Origin of the sequence: Paenarthrobacter sp. NPDC089322 (genome assembly GCF_040684895.1) — a bacterium.
Classification (GTDB): Bacteria; Actinomycetota; Actinomycetes; order Actinomycetales; family Micrococcaceae; genus Arthrobacter.
In genome coordinates this window covers 98,497-116,199 of the sequence record NZ_JBFBGW010000004.1, presented here as the reverse complement: position 1 = coordinate 116,199, position 17,703 = coordinate 98,497, and the positions used below count along the sequence as shown (strand labels likewise).

General features: G+C 63.8%; 15 protein-coding genes and 1 tRNA gene. 4 read left to right on the top strand and 12 right to left on the bottom strand.

What is annotated here, in order from left to right; translation table 11 throughout:
• Positions 1-24: 24 nt before the first annotated feature.
• From iolD to AB0N65_RS06170, 9 genes are all read right to left on the bottom strand, one after another.
• Positions 25-1,962 (bottom strand): 3D-(3,5/4)-trihydroxycyclohexane-1,2-dione acylhydrolase (decyclizing), encoded by a 1,938-nt coding sequence (gene iolD / locus AB0N65_RS06210; protein ID WP_364159583.1) that lies wholly within the window; start codon positions 1,960-1,962, stop codon positions 25-27.
• Positions 1,963-1,983: 21 nt separating this feature from the next.
• A complete protein-coding gene (locus tag AB0N65_RS06205; protein WP_364159146.1) occupies positions 1,984-2,955 on the bottom strand; it encodes a deoxyribose-phosphate aldolase in 972 nt (323 codons plus the stop codon).
• Positions 2,952-3,974 carry a 5-dehydro-2-deoxygluconokinase gene (iolC, locus tag AB0N65_RS06200; protein ID WP_364159144.1) on the bottom strand — a complete coding sequence of 341 codons (1,023 nt, stop codon included), beginning with the start codon at positions 3,972-3,974 and terminating at the stop codon, positions 2,952-2,954. Before iolC ends, AB0N65_RS06205 begins: the two co-directional genes overlap by 4 nt.
• Before the next feature lie 159 nt (positions 3,975-4,133).
• A complete protein-coding gene (locus AB0N65_RS06195) occupies positions 4,134-4,538 on the bottom strand; it encodes a tautomerase family protein (protein WP_364159141.1) in 405 nt (134 codons plus the stop codon).
• A gap of 441 nt (positions 4,539-4,979) precedes the next feature.
• Entirely contained in the window at positions 4,980-5,882 is a 903-nt protein-coding gene (gene sucD, locus AB0N65_RS06190; RefSeq protein ID WP_364159139.1) for a succinate--CoA ligase subunit alpha, read from the bottom strand.
• 12 nt (positions 5,883-5,894) lie between these two features.
• Positions 5,895-7,064 (bottom strand): ADP-forming succinate--CoA ligase subunit beta, encoded by a 1,170-nt coding sequence (gene sucC, locus AB0N65_RS06185; protein ID WP_364159136.1) that lies wholly within the window; start codon positions 7,062-7,064, stop codon positions 5,895-5,897.
• 262 nt (positions 7,065-7,326) lie between these two features.
• Entirely contained in the window at positions 7,327-8,007 is a 681-nt protein-coding gene (locus tag AB0N65_RS06180; protein ID WP_364159134.1) for a hypothetical protein, read from the bottom strand.
• Positions 8,008-8,030: 23 nt separating this feature from the next.
• On the bottom strand, positions 8,031-10,592 hold the full coding sequence (gene pcrA / locus AB0N65_RS06175) for a DNA helicase PcrA (protein ID WP_364159131.1): 2,562 nt from the start codon (positions 10,590-10,592) through the stop codon (positions 8,031-8,033).
• A gap of 55 nt (positions 10,593-10,647) precedes the next feature.
• Positions 10,648-11,493 carry an inositol monophosphatase family protein gene (locus tag AB0N65_RS06170; protein ID WP_364159128.1) on the bottom strand — a complete coding sequence of 282 codons (846 nt, stop codon included), beginning with the start codon at positions 11,491-11,493 and terminating at the stop codon, positions 10,648-10,650.
• A gap of 33 nt (positions 11,494-11,526) precedes the next feature.
• Between AB0N65_RS06170 and AB0N65_RS06165 the strand changes: the two genes are divergently transcribed.
• Entirely contained in the window at positions 11,527-12,153 is a 627-nt protein-coding gene (locus AB0N65_RS06165) for a hypothetical protein (RefSeq protein WP_364159125.1), read from the top strand.
• Here the strand turns inward: AB0N65_RS06165 and AB0N65_RS06160 are convergent.
• Positions 12,150-12,956 carry a hypothetical protein gene (locus tag AB0N65_RS06160; protein ID WP_364159122.1) on the bottom strand — a complete coding sequence of 269 codons (807 nt, stop codon included), beginning with the start codon at positions 12,954-12,956 and terminating at the stop codon, positions 12,150-12,152. The two genes, AB0N65_RS06165 and AB0N65_RS06160, sit on opposite strands and share 4 nt — an antisense overlap.
• A 105-nt stretch (positions 12,957-13,061) precedes the next feature.
• Between AB0N65_RS06160 and AB0N65_RS06155 the strand changes: the two genes are divergently transcribed.
• From AB0N65_RS06155 to AB0N65_RS06145, 3 genes are all read left to right on the top strand, one after another.
• Positions 13,062-13,134, top strand: a tRNA-Arg gene (locus AB0N65_RS06155).
• 1 nt (position 13,135) lies between these two features.
• Positions 13,136-13,579, top strand: a complete 444-nt coding sequence (locus tag AB0N65_RS06150) for a DUF6314 family protein (RefSeq protein WP_364159120.1) — start codon at positions 13,136-13,138, stop codon at positions 13,577-13,579.
• Entirely contained in the window at positions 13,576-13,980 is a 405-nt protein-coding gene (locus tag AB0N65_RS06145) for an NUDIX domain-containing protein (protein WP_364159118.1), read from the top strand. The genes AB0N65_RS06150 and AB0N65_RS06145 overlap by 4 nt, the downstream gene beginning before the upstream one ends.
• A 70-nt stretch (positions 13,981-14,050) precedes the next feature.
• Here the strand turns inward: AB0N65_RS06145 and AB0N65_RS06140 are convergent, their stop codons facing one another.
• Positions 14,051-15,964 carry an ABC transporter ATP-binding protein gene (locus AB0N65_RS06140; protein ID WP_364159116.1) on the bottom strand — a complete coding sequence of 638 codons (1,914 nt, stop codon included), beginning with the start codon at positions 15,962-15,964 and terminating at the stop codon, positions 14,051-14,053.
• Positions 15,961-17,628, bottom strand: coding sequence for an ABC-F family ATP-binding cassette domain-containing protein (locus tag AB0N65_RS06135; RefSeq protein WP_364159113.1), 1,668 nt, complete (start codon positions 17,626-17,628; stop codon positions 15,961-15,963). The genes AB0N65_RS06140 and AB0N65_RS06135 overlap by 4 nt, the downstream gene beginning before the upstream one ends.
• Positions 17,629-17,703: the final 75 nt, after the last annotated feature.

Sequence of the window (17,703 nt, the reverse complement as noted above, 5' to 3'; positions counted from 1 at the left end):
TGGTATCTGGGATGTCTTGGGGTCTTAGCCGAGCAGTTTGCGCTGGCGGTTCTTGTGGTCGGTGTAGGTCTTGTAGGCCTGTTGCGTGGATTCCAGTTCGGAGACCTGCGAGACGGGCACGTCCCACCATGACTCCGAGGACGGGGCGTCCAGCAGGGGGTCGGATTCGACGTGAATTACGATCGGTCCGGTCTCCTCGGGAGCTGCCTTGGCGTCGCGGATGGCTTGTTCGAGTTCGGCGATGACTTTCTCGCCCGGTTCGATCCGGATGACCTTGGCGCCGAGTGATTCGGCGTTCGTGGCGAGGTCGATCGGCAGGTGCTCGCCGGCGTCGAAGGAGTGCTTTTCCTTGTCCAGCACGCGGTACTGGGTACCGAAACGCTGCGACCCGAGCGACTCGGACAGCGAGCCGATGGAGGCGTAGCCGTGGTTCTGGATCAGGACCACGATCAGCTTGATGCGTTCAGCGACGGCGGTGACCAGTTCGGTGTGCATCATCAGGTAGGAGCCGTCCCCGACCATGACCACCACATCTCTTACTACAGCGCTCGGGCCGAGTTTCGCTGCTTCGGCCAGCGCTGCGCGCTTGACCCCAAGGCCGCCCGGGATTTCGTAGCCCATGCAGGAGTACGCGTATTCCACGTGGTAGCCGAACGGATCACGGACGCGCCACATCTTGTGCAGGTCACCCGGTAGCGATCCCGCCGCGCAGATCACCACGTCCTGGGCGTTCATGGCCTTGTTCGTGGCGCCGATGATTTCGTTCTGGGCAGGCAGCGGCGTGAACCGGGTGTCGAAGGCCTCATCCACAGTCGCGTCCCAGCGCTTCTTCTCCGCTGCCACCTTCTCTTCGAGGTCAGCACCCACGCGGTAACCACCCAGGGCCTGGTTCAGCTTTACCAGGGCCTTGCGGGCATCCGCGACGATAGGCAGGTGCGTGCCGTGCTTGTACGCATCGATCGCGGCGACGTTGATGTTCACGAACTTCACGTCCGGGTTCTGGAACGCTGTCCGGGAGGCGGTGGTGAAGTCTTCGTAGCGGGTGCCGACGCCGATGATCAGGTCCGCCTCGGCAGCGATGGCGTTCGCCGCCGTCGTGCCCGTCGAACCGATGGCGCCGAGGGAGTGCTGGTGGTCCCATGGCAGGACGCCAACGCCTGCCTGCGTGTTGCCTACCGGTATGCCGGTGAGCTCAGCGAACCTGGCCAGTTCCTCATTCGCGTAGGCGTAGAGGACACCACCACCGGCGATGACCAGCGGACGTTTCGCAGCGCGGATCGCTTCCACAGCGCGGCGGATGTCCGCGTCCTCTGCCTCGGGGCGGCGAATCCGCCACTCGCGCTCGGCCAGGAATTCCTCCGGCACCTCGAACGCCTCGGCCTGGACGTCCTGCGGCAGCGAAATGGTCACCGCGCCGGTCTCGGCCGGGTCCGTGAGGACCCGCAGGCCGTGGTGGAATGCGGAGAACAACTGCTCCGGGCGGGAAACCCGGTCAAAGAACTTGGACAGCGGCCTGAACGCGTCGTTCACCGTAATGTCATACGCATACGGCAACTCGAGTTGCTGTAACACCGGGTCCGCGGCGCGGGTGGCAAAGGTGTCGCTGGGCAGGAGCAACACCGGCAGCCGGTTGGTCGTGGCCAACGCAGCGCCTGTGAGCAGGTTCGAGGACCCCGGGCCGATCGAGGTGCTGATCGCAAAGGTCTGGCGGCGGCGCGTATGCCGGGCATAGCCAACAGCCTGATGCACCTGGGCCTGCTCATTCCGGCCCTGGTAATAGGGCATGATCGTGGGGTCAGCAGCCTGGTACTGCTTCAACGCCTGACCCACGCCAGCGACGTTGCCGTGACCGAAAATACCGAACGTCCCCGGAATCAGTCGCTCACGGAACTCCACACCATTGACCGAATCGACGGTGTACTGCTTGGACAGGAACTCGACCATGGCCTGAGCCACGGTCATCCGACGAGAGGACATGCGTTCTTACTCCGATACTTTCACGGGAATACGGTCTGACGAGGTCGGCCCTGCGGACTCGAATGAAGCCGCGGCAGCGGGCGATGCGTGGTTCAGCAGCGAGGCGGCCGTTGCCACCGCACTTGCCACGTCGCCGTCGTGCGGGTACAGCAGAGTCCGCCCAACGGTCAGGCCCTGTACGCCGGGCAAAGCCAGCGCGGCCTGCCAGGACGCGAAGACCTCGTCCTGTGAGCCGTCCGGGTCACCGCCGAGCAGCACGGTCGGGAGCGTCGTGGAGGCCATAACACGCTCCATCTCGGCCACCACCGGCAGCTTCATCCAGGTGTACGCGCTGGTGGAACCTAGGCCTTCGGCGATGCCGACGGACTTGATGACAGCGTCGGCGCGGAGGTCGTTGCGGACCTTGCCGTGGGCATCGCGCACGGAGAGGAACGGCTCCACCATGGCGATCAGCTTGCGTTCGGCGAGCGAGTCAATGGCCTTCGCCGTGGCTTCCAAGGTGGCGACAGTGTCCGGGTCACCCAGGCAGATTCGGGTGAGCATCTTTCCACCATCAGCGCCAAGGGCTTCCAGGGCGGAGGCCGTGTGGCCGGTGAAGCGGTCGTCAAGCTCGTTCACCAGACCGGCGAGGCCACCGCGGTTCATTGAACCGAACACGAGCTTTCCTTCCAAGGCACCCAGGAGGAGGAGGTCGTCCATGATGTCGGGAGAGGCAAGGATGCCGTCCACGGCCGGGTTCGCCAGGGCGATCTGCAGGCGGTCCAGCAAATCGCGGCGGTCAGCCATCGCCATCGGATCTGTGCCGACAGCCAGTGCACCACGGGCAGGGTGGTCGGCTGCGACAATGAAATTCTGCACGCCGTGCTTCAGACCAGGATGGCGACGGCGGGTGGCCGCCGCCCGGGACACGGCCTCCGGATCCTCAAGTCGGATCCGGCTCAAGTGCTCATAACGGCGGGGATCATCGTTGAGGCTCAACGCACGGCTCCTTCTATGACGGGGGCGGCCGCAACGTTGGCGGAAGCGCCGGGGACGGGACGGCCTCGTTCGGCCAGCAGCGAGGTGACCTCATCCGGCGTCGGCATCGCATCAGCGCAGGACAAGCGCGAGGCGACGATTGCACCGGCGGCATTGGCGTAATCCAGCACTTCGGAGAGCGGCCACCCGGACAGCAGTCCGTGGACGAACGCGCCACCGAAGGAGTCACCTGCACCCAGGCCGTTGACGGTTTCCACCGGAACGGGGGCGGATACGACGCGTTCGGTGCGGGTCTTCGCCATCACTCCCTCGGGGCCGAGCTTCACGACAGCGATTTCGACGCCGGCAGCCAGGAGCCGGTCCGCCTGCTCATCCGGCGTCCCTTCCCCTACCGCAACAGCGCATTCCTTGTCATTTCCAATCGCCACCGTCACGTGCGGAAGGATCTTGGCGACCTCGACGCGGGCCTCGTCCTCGGAAGTCCAAAACATCGGCCGGTAATCCAGGTCAAGGATGGTGAACTGGCCGGGCTTCAAGCCAGTGCGGGGGCGGGCCTCGTGCGCGGCGATGTGGGCGCTGCGGGACGGCTCCTGGCACAAGCCCGTTACCGTGGACCAGAAAACGTCAGCCTCGCGGATCGCTTCCAAGTCCAGTTCACCGGCCTCGATCTGCAGGTCCGGCGCGGTCGGGAACCGGCCGTAGAAGTACAGCGGGAACTCGTCCGTTGCAGGCTTGATCGCACAGAAGGTGGCCGGCGTCTGCCCGGGCGCAGGGAACACGAACGAATCGTCTACTTTGAATTTGCGCAGTTCCTGATGCAGAAAGCTGCCGAAGGGGTCGTCCCCGGTGCGGGTAATGACACCCGTGCGCCGGCCGTGGCGGGCAGCGGCTACAGCCACGTTGGAGGGCGAACCTCCAAGGTATTTGCCAAAGGACGTTACATCCTCCAGGTCGACTCCGATGTCGTTCGGGTAGATATCAACGCTGATGCGCCCGATCGTAAGCAGTTCGTGGGTCACGGTACTCGTTGACCTTTCTCTTATGAACTCTGAACCTTTGAGCGCTGGGCCCCAATGCCTTGCCACCCCCAGTGAGCGGGGCCACATGACTACTTTGCACCAGATTTAATGTCCTGTCAAAGGTTTGTACTGACATATTTACAACATGACACCAAGGGCCTATTTTGCCGGAATGGCCAGTTCCCCGTTCACGTACTGACTACGGCCGAAGCCAAAGGACCAGTCGCCGGGACCGTTCTCCACGTAGCCCACAAAGACGTCTTCACCAGCCACCCCCACCTCGGCCAGCGCATTGGCGATTGCTTCGAACAGGGAGCTCTTCGCCATCTGGCTGCGGCCACCCTGCGTGAAGATCTGGATCATGACTACGCCCGGAGTCCGCTCAAATCCGAGCCCTGCATCCTGGGCGACGATCTGCCCCCGGGGGTGCTCGGTGAGGATATGGAAGTAATCGCGCTCGGGGATTCCATACTCGGAAAGGATGGCGTCGTGGATAGCGCGGCTAATGGCGGCCAGCTCCCGCGGCGAGCGGCCTTGGTTAACGTCGATACGGACAAGGGGCATGTCAGGAATCCTTTCAGGAAGTTTGTCCTAACATACTAACAAACTAGGTCGATTCTGGATATGCCAATGTGCGGGCCCGCCCTGCGCCCCCATCCCAAGGAGCGCCACGCATACCGGGCCCGACGGCGAACCCGCACCGTCCATGGGAAAGGTGACGGGCCGCCGTCCTGCTTGCGACACGTACATTCACCGCCGAGACAGAATCTGCTCCGTGACACCCATATTCAGGTGTCGTCGACGAACGAGCGCGGCGCCAACGAATTTCCGTGTCGCTCACCAACTCAGGGCCCACCCTGCCCGGGTTCCTTGGCCGAGCTTGCGAGGTTAGGGTGGCGGTGGGGACGCACACGAGGCCCCACAACGCGCACTTAAAGTACGACGGCGGCCCGTCACCTTTCGCGGGAAAGGTGACGGGCCGCCGTCGTGGGTTAGCCGTAGAGACTAGAGCGCTGCGTAAACCTCGCGCAGGAGCTTGGCGGTCTCGGACGGCGTCTTGCCGACCTTCACGCCTGCAGCCTCGAGGGCTTCCTTCTTTGCCTGGGCGGTACCGGCGGAACCGGAGACGATGGCGCCTGCGTGGCCCATGGTCTTGCCCTCAGGAGCCGTGAAGCCTGCCACGTAGCCGACAACCGGCTTGGTGACGTTGGCCTTGATGAAGTCGGCTGCGCGCTCTTCAGCGTCGCCACCGATTTCACCGATCATGACGATAGCCTTGGTCTCCGGGTCAGCTTCGAACGCAGCCAGGGCGTCGATGTGCGTGGTGCCAATGATGGGGTCGCCACCGATGCCGATCGCCGTGGAGAAGCCGAGGTCACGGAGTTCGTACATCATCTGGTAGGTCAAGGTACCGGACTTGGATACGAGGCCGATGGGGCCCTTGCCCGTGATGTTTGCCGGGGTGATGCCCACGAGGGCTTCGCCCGGGGTGATGATGCCGGGGCAGTTCGGTCCGATGATCCGGGTGATCTGCTTGCCTTCGGCGTCAACCTTGGACTGTGCGAGGGCCCAGAATTCGGCGGAGTCTTGAACCGGGACACCTTCGGTGATGACCACGACGAGGCCGATTTCAGCTTCGATTGCTTCGACCACTGCGTCCTTGGTGAAGGCTGGCGGAACGAAGACGATGGAGACGTCTGCGCCGGTTTCGGCGATGGCTTCCTTGACGGTGCCGAAGACGTTGATTTCCTTGTCGCCGTGCAGGACCGTGGTGCCGGCCTTGCGGGCGTTTACGCCACCAACAATGTTGGTGCCGGCCTTGAGCATCAGGGCGGTGTGCTTGGTGCCCTCGCCGCCGGTGATGCCCTGAACGATGACCTTGGAGTCCTTGTTGAGGTAGATAGACATTGTCGCGTCCCTTTACTTAGCTGCGTTGGCGAGCTCGGCGGCCTTGTCGGCGCCCTCGTCCATGGTGGCGGCCAAGGTAACCAGCGGGTGGTTGGCCTCGGTCAGGATGCGGCGGCCCTCTTCAACGTTGTTGCCGTCGAGGCGAACAACCAGCGGCTTGTTCGCGGAGGAACCGAGCTCTGCCAGTGCACCGACGATGCCCTTGGCTACTGCGTCACAAGCGGTGATGCCGCCAAAGACGTTCACGAAGACGCTCTTGACCTGGGAGTCGCCCAGGATGACGTCCAAACCGTTGGCCATGACCTCGGCGGAAGCTCCACCACCGATGTCCAGGAAGTTGGCGGGCTTCACGTTGCCGTGGTTCTCGCCAGCGTAGGCAACGACGTCAAGCGTGGACATCACTAGACCGGCGCCGTTGCCGATGATGCCTACTTCGCCGTCCAGCTTCACGTAGTTGAGGTCCTGCGCCTTTGCCTTGGCCTCAAGCGGGTCAGCTGCGTCTTTGTCTTCCAGTGCAGCGTGGTGCACGTGGCGGAAGTCTGCGTTCTCGTCCAGCGATACCTTGCCGTCAAGGGCAACGATTTCGCCCGCGCCGGTACGGACCAGCGGGTTGACCTCAACCAGGGTTGCGTCTTCCTTCTTGAAGACGTCCCAGAGCTTCAGGATGACATCCGAAACCTTGCCGCGGAGTTCCTCGGCGAAGCCCGCGGCTGCAACGATCTCGTCAGCCTTGGCCTGGTCGATTCCGACAGCCGGGTCGATGGCGATCTTGGCGAGGGCCTCGGGGCGCTCAACAGCCAGCTGCTCGATCTCCATGCCACCTTCAACCGAGCACATGGCCAGGTAGTTGCGGTTTGCACGGTCCAGAAGGATGGAGAAATAGAATTCCTCGGCAATGTCCGCACCCTGGGCGATCATCACCTTGTTGACGGTGTGGCCCTTGATGTCCATGCCCAGGATGTTGGTGGAGTGCTCAAGCGCCTCGTCGGCGGACTTGGCAACCTTTACGCCGCCAGCCTTGCCGCGGCCACCGACCTTAACCTGTGCCTTTACGACAGTAACGCCGCCGATCTTCTCAGCAGCTGCCTTCGCTTCTTCAGGAGTGTGCGCCACGATGCCGGCGAGCACGGGTACACCGTGCGCTTCGAACATATCGCGCGCCTGATATTCAAACAGGTCCACGGTTTAGTGTCCTTCTACGTCGAAGTAGTTTTCTGTTCAGCCGGGAACCGCGATGACCGCGATAGCCAGCTGCGGAAAGTACGCCGTGACAACCAGGATTTATGCCGGTCACATTGCGTAAGGTCCTCTCGGAACTTTAGCCCTTTGAGGAGTCCCGCCAGCTCCACACTACCGGTTAAGTGAGTAAGCTTACACTTCTATCGGACGTAGAAAAACCGCGGAACCACGCGGTTTTTCGGCTAGCCACAACTGATCAGGCAGCTTACTTCGCGTTCCCGCGGACCGTCTTGCCGCCGTCGGAAATCAACTGATATCCCTCACGGCTGATGAAGAACGCCACGCCACCTGAGACATTTCCGCAGGCAACACCGTCGTTGTATGCGGAACAGCGCAGGCCGTTGCGTTCGACGTTCTGCCCTTCGGCCAGTTCAGGGAGTTTGGAGATGGGGCCGCCCTTGGTGCCCTTGGGCCCGAACTCCGACTCCATCTGTGTTACGCCCGAACGACACGAGCCGTACACAGCCTTCTCCGGCGTCAGCAACACGGTGCCGCCCAGGTAACCAAGCCCTGTGGCCGCGCAGTCGTCTGTTATGTCCTCAGCCCGGGGTTCGCTGTAGTGGGCCAACTCGCAATGGACCACGGGAACTATCGCGAACTTGTTGTTGGCAGCATCGGAGTACGTGTTGGGCTCGTAGGGCAGATTGAGGTGCCCGCCGCGGGAGGAGGTCATGGCGCACACGATATTGCGGTCCGGCGAAACGAACGCAGTGACGTCATCCCCGGCGGCCAAAGCAGTTTGTTCCGTGACCGGCACTTGCTTCAACTGCTCCAGAGGGGGCAAAGGAGCCGGCGGAACATAGTCCGGGTCCTTGGTGGCAAAGGAGCAACCCGTGGCAGTAAGCAGGAGCAAGGCAGCAAGAATCCCCGATACAGTGCGTCGCATGCCACCAATTATGCCGTGGCCGTTTACGCATCCAGTTTGGTCAACGGGGCATAGCGCAGCAGGAGCCGCTTCTCGCCGACGTCGAACTTCACCTTGGCGACCGTCTTGTCGCCTGCGCCTTCGACTCCCAGCACCACGCCGTTACCGAAGCTCGTGTGGTTGACCTTGTCCCCCACCGCCACTGATATGACTTCCTTCTGCGGCTGCACCCGGTTACGGGCGACGGCGGCTGGAACGTCCGCGTCGAATCCTGCGGTTGGACTTGCGGCAGCACCGCGGGACGTGCCCGCTCCCCTGAAAGAGCCGCCATAGCGGTTTGAGCCAATGGGAGCACTGCCCCAACCGCCGGCCTGGCGACTGGTGCCTTCACGCTTCCAGTCCACGAGTTCGGAGGGAATTTCCTCCAGGAACTGGCTGGCCGGGTTGTACTGGCTCTGGCCCCACATGTTGCGGGCCTCGGACCGCGTGACGTAGAGCCGCTTGCGTGCCCTGGTGAGGCCTACATAGGCAAGCCGGCGTTCCTCGGCCAACTCCTTGGGATCCGTGGCCGAGCGCTGGTGCGGGAAAATCCCGTGCTCCATGCCGGTCAGGAACACGACGGGGAATTCCAGGCCCTTGGCAGTGTGAAGCGTCATCAGGGTGACTACACCCAGTCGCTTGGCCTCCGCCACGGCAGCATCGATGTCGGTGCCGGGGGCGTCAGGAATCTGGTCGGCATCGGCAACCAGGGAAACCTGCTCAAGGAATTCCCCCAGCGAACCGTCCGGGTTGTCGCGTTCGTATTCACGGACCACGGCAACGAGTTCCGCGAGGTTCTCGACGCGGGACTCATCCTGGGGATCGTTGCTGGCACGCAGCCCGGCCAGGTAACCCGTCTGCTCAAGGACCGCCTCCAAGGCTGCCGCTGCACCGGAACCCGACGCTACCTCGGCGAGGTCGTCAAGGAGTTTAACGAAACCCAGCACGGCGTTGACGGAACGGGTGGCCATCCCCGGAGCTTGATCGGCACGGCGGGCAGCGGCCATGAACGAGGTTCGATCCCGCTCCGCCAAAGCGGCAACGGCACCTTCCGCGCGGTCCCCGATTCCACGCTTGGGCTCGTTAAGGACACGGCGGAGGTTGACGTCGTCGTCGGGATTCACCAGGACCCGCAGGTAAGCCAGGGCGTCCTTAATTTCCTTGCGCTCATAGAATCGCGTGCCACCCACCACTTTGTAGGGCAGGCCCACGCGGACCAGGACGTCTTCTATGGAGCGTGACTGCGCGTTGGTGCGGTAGAAGATTGCGACGTCGCCAGGACGCAACCCTTCCTCATCCTGCAGCCGGTCAATTTCCTTGGCAATGAACTGGGCTTCGTCGTGCTCATTCTCGCCCACATAGCCGACGATCTTTTCGCCGTCACCCTCGGCAGTCCAAAGCCGCTTTTCCTGGCGGTTGGGGTTGCGGGAGATGACTGAGTTCGCGGCGCTGAGGATGTTCTGGGTGGAGCGGTAGTTCTGCTCAAGCTTGATGGTCCGGGCGTTCGGGTAGTCGGCCTCGAACTCCACGATGTTGCGGATGTCCGCGCCGCGGAAAGCGTAGATGGACTGATCGGAATCGCCCACGACCGTGAGTTCGCTCGGCTCCAACTCCGTGCCGGAATCCGTGCCCAGGCCAACGATTTCCCGGACCAATGCATACTGGGCGTGGTTGGTGTCCTGGTATTCGTCCACCAGTACATGCCGGAAGCGGCGACGGTACGTCTCGGCGAGCGCGGGGAACGCCCGGAACATGTAGACGGTCTGCGCTATGAGGTCGTCGAAGTCCATCGCGTTGGCCTGGCGGAGCCGCTGCGTGTAGCCCTTGAAAACCTCAGCCACGGCAGTCTCGAAAGGATCGTTGTAGTTGGCGGCCGATGCGTAGGAATCGTCGTCGATCAGCTCATTCTTGAGAGCTGAGATCTTGTGCTGGATGGACTTGGGCGGGAACTTCTTGGGATCCAGGTCCAGGTTCTTGGCCACCAGCGTGATGAGTCGCAGGGAGTCTGCGGAGTCGTAGATGGAGAAGTTGGAGTTCAGGCCTACGTTGGCCGCCTCGCGACGGAGGATCCGCACGCAGGAGGAGTGGAAGGTGGAAATCCACATGCCCTTGGCCCTTGCGCCAACCAGTGCCTCGATGCGTTCCCGCATCTCGGCAGCTGCCTTGTTGGTGAAGGTGATGGCCAGGATTTCACCGTGGTGGGCGCGCTTGGTGGCAATCAGATAGGCGATCCGGTTACTCAGGACACGCGTCTTGCCGGAACCGGCGCCGGCCACTATCAGCAAGGGACTCCCGGCGTGCTTCACAGCCTCTTCCTGCTGTGGATTCAGGCCTTGGAGCAGGGCGTCGGCGGACGGCAGCCCGTGCGAACCCTGATGCCCCCAGCCACCCGAGGCGGGGCTCTCCGGGCTCTCCACGGAACTGCCGCCGGACCCGCCACTGCCCTCGGCGAAGCGGGCGCGGGAAGCGCCCCCTCCGGCGTGCGAAAGCTCCGGTGCAGCCTTGATGGCGACTTTGGAACCTGCGTTGAAGGGGCCGTCTGCGTAGGGGTCAAACAACATATCCATGGTGCCTACCAGTCTAGGCGGTGGGTACGACACTCAAGGCCGGGGGCCTCATGGCCTAAGCGAACTGGGGAACCGAGGTGAGGGCCGCGGTCAACTCGCCTACCGCCGTCGGACCTCCCGCAACGAACCAATTGAGTCCGTTGACCTGCACGACGGCGGTGTCCCCGCCGGCCGCGCGGACGATCGCCTTGCCCGGTAGCCAGTCCCATTCGGGGCAGCTGTGTTGGAACCAGCAGCCGAGTTCGCCGTCCGCCACGCGGCCGAGGTCGCACGACCCTGAACCGAACATGCGCAGGGATGCAGCCGAGATGGCGGCGGCATGCCACGGCATGGCGGTGCGCGGATCCGCGAGCCACGTGGGGTGGATATAGGTTGCAGCGCAGATCTCACCCACAGCGGCATCGCCTGACCCGGAGATGGCTTCGCCGTTCAGCGTGGCGGGGCGTTCTTCACCGCCGAGCCAGAGCTTGTCCAACTCAGGCTGGTAGATGGCGCCCAGGAGCACGGACGGATCGGCCAAGGCGTGGGAGCCGTGGTCCAGGTCATCACGCTTGAGGGCGATCGCCGAGCACCAGTAGCTGGATCCGTGCAGGAAGTTGTAGGTGCCGTCCACGGGGTCAATGACCCAGGTCCGGCCGCTCGTCCCCGCAACGGACGCGCCTTCCTCGCCGAGGATGCCGTCGTCGGGGCGGCAACGCCTCAACTGTTCCAGGACGTAAGCCTCGGCTGCGCGGTCGGCTGCCGTGACGACGTCGGAAATGGACGTTTTGCGTTCGCCCTGCAGGCCGCCCATCCGCATGAGCAACGCCAGTTGGCCTGCTTCGCGGACCAGGGCGCTGGCCAGTTGGTAGTCATCCAGGGATGCGTCGAGTTCAGTTGCGGTGTGCCTGCCGGTGGTCATGGTTCCAGCTTATGTGGCGGGATAATGGATGACATGGCCAAGACACCAGCGCAGCGCATCAAGAAGCACGGAGCCAAGGCAGTGGTTCCCGAACACTCGCTGCCGCCTGTGATCAACCCCACAACGCAACGGACGCCCCAGAAGGCGCAGAGCAACTCCAAGCTGATTGTGATCGCGGGGGTCGTAGCCAGCCTGTTCCTCTTCTGGTACCTGCACCTGCTGACGCTGGACCAGATGACGCAATTGTCCGGCGGTCGGGCCATGCCGGATTCGTTGGTCGGCGGGTTCTCGCAGGACTACGTGGCCCAACTCCGCGCGGCAATGGACGAGTCCGCCCGCGGCCAGCTGAACTATGTGCACAAGACCGCAGGCACCCTGTTTCCGCTGATTTTCGGTTTCAGCTGGCTCCTGCTGATCGGCACCAATGTTGCCCGCAAATCCTGGCGCTGGGCGATGTGGGCGGCTCCCCTCCTTTTCGCCGTGGCCCACTTGTGGTCCAACGTGGCCATTGATTCCATGCTGGCCGCGGAAAACCCCGACGCCGGTTCGGTCGCCTTGGCTTCGTCGCTCACCGTGGCGTCGTGGGTACTGTTCTTCGTCAGCCTTGCGTGCGGTGTGGTGGCGGTGTTCCTCGGCCGGAGGAGCGGGAAAACGTCCTAAGGGCTTGTTCGCGCGGCGCCGGACCGTGCCCGCAACGCCTTCCGCTCCGTGTGCACGCGCTGGGCGATCACCAACCCTGCGGCTGAGAGGCCAATGGTCACGGGATAGGCCATGAGCCGTTCGAGCGTACCTGGTTCAGGGACGTCCATCCCCGTCAGGGCGCCAACCACCAACGCCCCGATACACAACGAACCGCAGGCCGCAATGAACCAACTCATCGGGGTTTGCCGGAACCACAGGATCCCTAGGAGCAGCAAGGCAAAGCCGCCGCCAACAAAAAACATCAGTGCGCCGGCAAAGTGCCACGGTGAGTCGAAGTCCTCCGGCACCAGACCCACGATCACGGTCCCAACACCGGAAATGCCGGTAAGGATCCGCACCGCAACTCCAAGAATCCATTGCTTGGACAGGACCCGGGTGGTGCCGTCGTTGGGTACGGTATGGAAGCGCTGCGCCCGGATCCCTGGACGCGCCGCGACACACAGGAGCCCGGCAGTCAGGAACAACGCGCCCAGGATCAGCGCGAGGCCCTGAACCACGAACGAGGCGTTCATCAGGACATGCAAGGGCGAACACACGGCACGGTCTTCGTAGACGCCGCAGGACACTGCGCCGAGGTCACTGATGAATCCTGTGGCCCTGCTGTATGGTTCCGGGCCCGCCCAGGCCTCGATCACGGCAGCCTCGGCGACGAAGTACTGGACCACGCTCAGTTGCGCCCAGCCTCCAATGGTCGCCCTCGTACTCCTGACGTCGGGAAGGAAGGTTCCGGCCGCTGCCGGTGCTGCCGCATGCCCATTCATGGTGGCCAGCCTAGCGGTGTTCGGGCAGCGCCCCGGCAGCTTGTATGCTTGTAGTCGTGTCCGGTCACGGAGCTCCAGGAATGGAACTCCGGGCATCCAGCACAGGCCCTCGTAGCTCAGTGGATAGAGCACGGCTCTCCTAAAGCCGGTGTCGTTGGTTCGATTCCAATCGAGGGCACTTGAATGACCAGCAGCCGATCCAAGACCTGCGGGCCTACCTGGCCGGCAGCTGGACTGTGGAGCGGACACTCCTTGACCGCGCGTCGGGCACCAACGGAACCTTTTCCGGCGTCGTGCGTTACACGGAGAACCCCGACGGCGGGCTGGACTACCGCGAAGACGGAACCATGACCTGGCCTACCCATTCCGGCCCGGCCTTCCGCGAGTATGTTTTGAAGCCGGGTGCAGGGCCGGAAATGATGGACGTGTTCTTCCCCGACGGCAGGCCCTTCCACGTGATGAGTTTCAGCGAGGACGCCAACCAGGACAAACACTGGTGCGATCCCGACGCGTACCGGGTCAGCTACGTCATGGAGGGCCCGGATGCGTTCAGTTTCAGCTGGGACGTCGTGGGGCCTGCGAAGGACTTGCTGCTCGAATCGCATTTGAGGAGGCAGCCGTGAACGGGGATGTGATTGTCGTCAGCGCCGTCTGCGTCTATAACGCCAAAGGCGAGCTGCTCACGGTCCGCAAGCGTGGCACGGACAAGTTCATGCACCCCGGGGGCAAGCCGGAGCCGGGCGAGACCGCGGCTGAGGCCGCGTCCCGCGAGTTGTTCGAGGAAGTGGGCATCGAGATCGCCCCGCACGTGCTGGAACCGTTGGGCGTATGGCTCGCAGTTGCCGCCAACGAGGCCGGGACGAACATCGAGGCCACGGTCTTCAGCGCGCCCGGAACGTGGGAAGCGCGCCCCTCTGCGGAAATCGCGGAGATCCGCTGGCTGGACTTGTACGCACCGCTGCCCGACGACCTCGCGCCGCTGCTCACGGATCACGTTCTGCCGGCCCTCGCCGCACCCAAGTAGGTCACCCAAGTAGGTCGCATTTAAGCACGTTTAGAGCGGTCAAAACGCGCACAAATGCGACTCAGTTGGGCTAACGTTCAGGAACGGCTTCCTGGGCGACGGCTGCCGCTTCCTCGAACTGCGTTCGGTACAACTCCGCGTAGCGGCCGTCCGCTGCGAGGAGCTCCGCGTGCGTACCCCGCTCCACGATCCTGCCGTCCTCAACCACCAGGATCATGTCGGCCGCCCGGATAGTGGACAGGCGGTGGGCAATCACGACGGCGGTACGCCCCTCGAGTGCCTCACCCAAGGCCGCCTGGACGGCGGCTTCGTTGGTGGAGTCGAGCGCGGCGGTGGCTTCGTCGAGGATGACCACCCGCGGCTGCTTGATGAGCAGGCGGGCGATGGTGAGCCGCTGCCTTTCACCACCTGAGAGCCTGTAGCCCCGCTCCCCCACCACGGTTTCCAGTCCGTCGGGCAGGGAACGGATCATGGGCTCCAGGCGGGCCCTCCGCAGAACTTCCCACATGTCGTCCTCGGTGGCGTCCGGCCGGGCGAGACGAAGGTTGGAAGAGATGGTTTCGTGGAACAGGTGCCCGTCCTGCGTCACCATGCCCAGGGTGTCCCGCAGGGAATCAAAGCGGGCATCACGCACATCCGTCCCCGTGCCAGGTCCGTTGCCGCCCAAACGGACCGCGCCGGAGTCGACGTCGTAGAGCCTGGACAGCAACTGCGCCACCGTGGACTTGCCCGCGCCGGACGAACCCACCAACGCGACGGTCTGGCCGGGTTCCACACGGAAGCTGATGCCATGCAGGACTTCCTCGCCGCCCCGGGTATCCAGGGTGGATACTTCCTCAAGCGAGGCCAGCGAGACCTTGTCCGCGGACGGGTAGGAGAAACGCACGTCGTCGAATTCCACGGCCACCGGTCCGGCCGGAACAGCAACGGCGTCGGGCTTTTCCGTGATCAGCGGCTTCAAATCGAGTATTTCGAAGACCCGTTCAAAGCTGACCAGTGCGCTCATGATTTCGACACGGGCATTGGACAGCGCAGTCAACGGTGCGTAAAGGCGTGTCAGCAGCAGGGCAAGGACCACGACGTCGCCCGGGGCGAGTTGTCCGCCGATGGCCAGCCAACCACCCACTCCATAGACCAGCGCCAACGCCAAAGCCGAAACAAGCGTCAACGCCGTGACAAAGGTGAACTGCAGCATGGCCGTGCGGATTCCAATGTCACGCACGCGTCCCGCCCGGGCAGCAAATTCACGCGATTCCTCGTCCGGCCGCCCGAAGAGCTTCACCAGGGTGGCGCCGGGCGCCGAGAACCTCTCGGTCATCTGCGTACCCATGGCCGCGTTGTGTGCTGCGGCCTCCCGGCGAAGATCGGCAAGCTTGGAGCCCATGCGTCGGGCCGGAATGAGGAAGATGGGCAGCAACACCATCGCCAGTACCGTCACAAGCCATGACGTGTTCAGCATCACGGCAAGCGTCAAGGCCAAGGCCACTGCGTTGCTGACCACGCCTGACAGGGTGCCGGCGAAAGCAGACTGGGCACCGATCACATCATTGTTCAGGCGGCTGACCAGGGCTCCGGTCCTCGTCCGCGTGAAGAAGGCGATGGGCATGCGTTGCACGTGATCGAAGACCCTCGTGCGGAGATCGACTATGACACCTTCACCAATGGTGGAGGACAACCACCGCGTGAGCAGGCCGACCCCGGCTTCCCCGATCGCCACCACGGCAATCAGGACGGCAAGCCAGGCCACAGTGCCGACCCCGGTGTTCGCGATGATTGCATCCACTACCTGACCGGCCAGCACAGGAGTGGCGACAGCCAGGATGGCCCCCGCAATCGACGCAATCACGAACGCCACCAGCTTGCCCTTGTGCGGCGCCGCGAAGCCAAGGACACGTTTCAGCGTCTCCTTGGAGAAGGGCTGCGAACCGCTCTGGGCACGCGTGATCTTGTACAGCGAGCTCCAGGCAACGCCGTCCATGCTCATGCGCGTTCCTCCCTGCCTTGGACGTGGTGCAGCTCCTGCACCGTGCCATTGTCCACGTGCCAGCGTGAATCGAGCCGGACATTCTCCAGCAGGCGCCGGTCGTGCGTGACAAGGAGCAACGCCCCCTCGTAGCTCTCCAAAGCCTCTTCAAGCTGCTCAATCGCCGGAAGGTCGAGATGGTTGGTGGGTTCGTCGAGCACCAGCAGGTTCACACCGCGAGCTTGCAGCAGTGCGAGCGCGGCACGGGTCCGCTCTCCGGGAGACAGCGAATCCACAGTGCGGGAGGTGTGGTCCGCTTTGAGGCCGAACTTGGCAAGGAGCGTGCGGACGTCCGCGCTGTTCCAGTCCACCAGCACCGCTTCCACTGCGTCGCCAAGCGGCCGCCCGCCGTCGAGCAGTCCCCTCGCCTGGTCGATTTCGCCGACGGCGACCGAGGCACCCATGGAGGCCTCGCCGTCGTCCGGCTTTTGCGTGCCAAGCAGCAACCGCAGGAGCGTGGACTTACCGGCGCCGTTGGGACCGGTGATGCCGATGCGTTCGCCGCCGTTGAGTTGGAGGTTCACCGGACCCAGCGTGAAGCCGCCCTGGCGTGCCACGACGTTGCGCAAGGTGGCGACGACGGCACTCGAGCGGGGTGCCTGGCCGATGCTGAACTGCAGCTGCCACTCTTTGCGGGGCTCTTCCACCTCGGTGAGGCGGGCGATACGCGACTCCATTTGCCGCACCTTCTGGGCCTGCTTTTCGGAAGATTCGGTGTTCGCGGCGCGGCGGATCTTGTCGTTGTCCGGGTTCTTCTTCATCGCGTTTCGGACACCCTGGGAACTCCACTCCCGCTGGGTACGTGCACGGGCAACGAGATCGGCCTTGGTGGAAGCGAACTCTTCGTAGCGTTCGCGGGCATGACGCTTGGCCACGGCACGTTCCTCGAGGAATGACTCGTAGCCGCCGTCATAGACGCCCACGGAATTCTGGGCGAGGTCCAGTTCCACCACTCTCGTGACGCAGCGGGCCAGGAATTCGCGGTCGTGGGACACCAGCACCACGCCGCCGCGCAGGCCTTGAACGAAGGTCTCCAAACGGTTGAGCCCGTCCAGGTCGAGGTCGTTGGTGGGCTCGTCCAGCAAGACTACGTCGAAGCGGCTGAGCAGGAGTGCCGCCAAGGCAACGCGGGCCGCCTGGCCACCGGAAAGTCCGGTCATCAGGGCGTCGCCGCCGAGTTCCAGGCCCAGATCGGCCAGGACAGCCGGAATCCGGTCCTCAAGATCGGCCGCGCCGGACGCCATCCAGCGGTCGAAGGCCAGGGAGTACGCATCGTCCGCACCGGGAGATCCGGAACCGAGTGCCCCGGCGGTGGCTTCCATATCGGCCGTAGCCTGGGCGCAACCCGTCCGGCGGGCGATATAGGCGGCGATGGTTTCGCCCTCTGTGCGCTCGTGTTCCTGCGGCAGCCAGCCAACGAAGGCGTCTGCGGGGGCCAACACGACTGTTCCCTCTTGTGGCTGGTCAGCCCCTGCCAGGATCCGCAGGAGCGTGGATTTACCGGCTCCGTTGGCGCCCACCACGCCCACGACGTCGCCCGGTGCCACCGTGAGGGAAAGCTTCGAAAAGAGGGTACGGTGGCCGTGACCACCGGCAAGGTCCTTGGCCACCAAAGTTGCAGTCATTCTCTGTCCTCTCACAGCCCGCTGCTCCCACGGGCATGGAAAAACCCGCTGGTCCGGACTTGGGGGGTGTACGGA

What these genes read in the sequence shown, in the direction of transcription:
- iolD (WP_364159583.1), bottom strand. Translation starts at nt 1,962, where the DNA reads ATGACCGTGGCTCAGGCCATGGTCGAGTTCCTGTCCAAGCAGTACACC.
- AB0N65_RS06195 (WP_364159141.1), bottom strand. Translation starts at nt 4,538, where the DNA reads ATGCCCCTTGTCCGTATCGACGTTAACCAAGGCCGCTCGCCGCGGGAG.
- sucD (WP_364159139.1), bottom strand. Translation starts at nt 5,882, where the DNA reads ATGTCTATCTACCTCAACAAGGACTCCAAGGTCATCGTTCAGGGCATC.
- AB0N65_RS06180 (WP_364159134.1), bottom strand. Translation starts at nt 8,007, where the DNA reads ATGCGACGCACTGTATCGGGGATTCTTGCTGCCTTGCTCCTGCTTACT.
- pcrA (WP_364159131.1), bottom strand. Translation starts at nt 10,592, where the DNA reads ATGGATATGTTGTTTGACCCCTACGCAGACGGCCCCTTCAACGCAGGT.
- AB0N65_RS06170 (WP_364159128.1), bottom strand. Translation starts at nt 11,493, where the DNA reads ATGACCACCGGCAGGCACACCGCAACTGAACTCGACGCATCCCTGGAT.
- AB0N65_RS06165 (WP_364159125.1), top strand. Translation starts at nt 11,527, where the DNA reads ATGGCCAAGACACCAGCGCAGCGCATCAAGAAGCACGGAGCCAAGGCA.
- AB0N65_RS06160 (WP_364159122.1), bottom strand. Translation starts at nt 12,956, where the DNA reads ATGAATGGGCATGCGGCAGCACCGGCAGCGGCCGGAACCTTCCTTCCC.
- AB0N65_RS06140 (WP_364159116.1), bottom strand. Translation starts at nt 15,964, where the DNA reads ATGAGCATGGACGGCGTTGCCTGGAGCTCGCTGTACAAGATCACGCGT.
- AB0N65_RS06135 (WP_364159113.1), bottom strand. Translation starts at nt 17,628, where the DNA reads ATGACTGCAACTTTGGTGGCCAAGGACCTTGCCGGTGGTCACGGCCAC.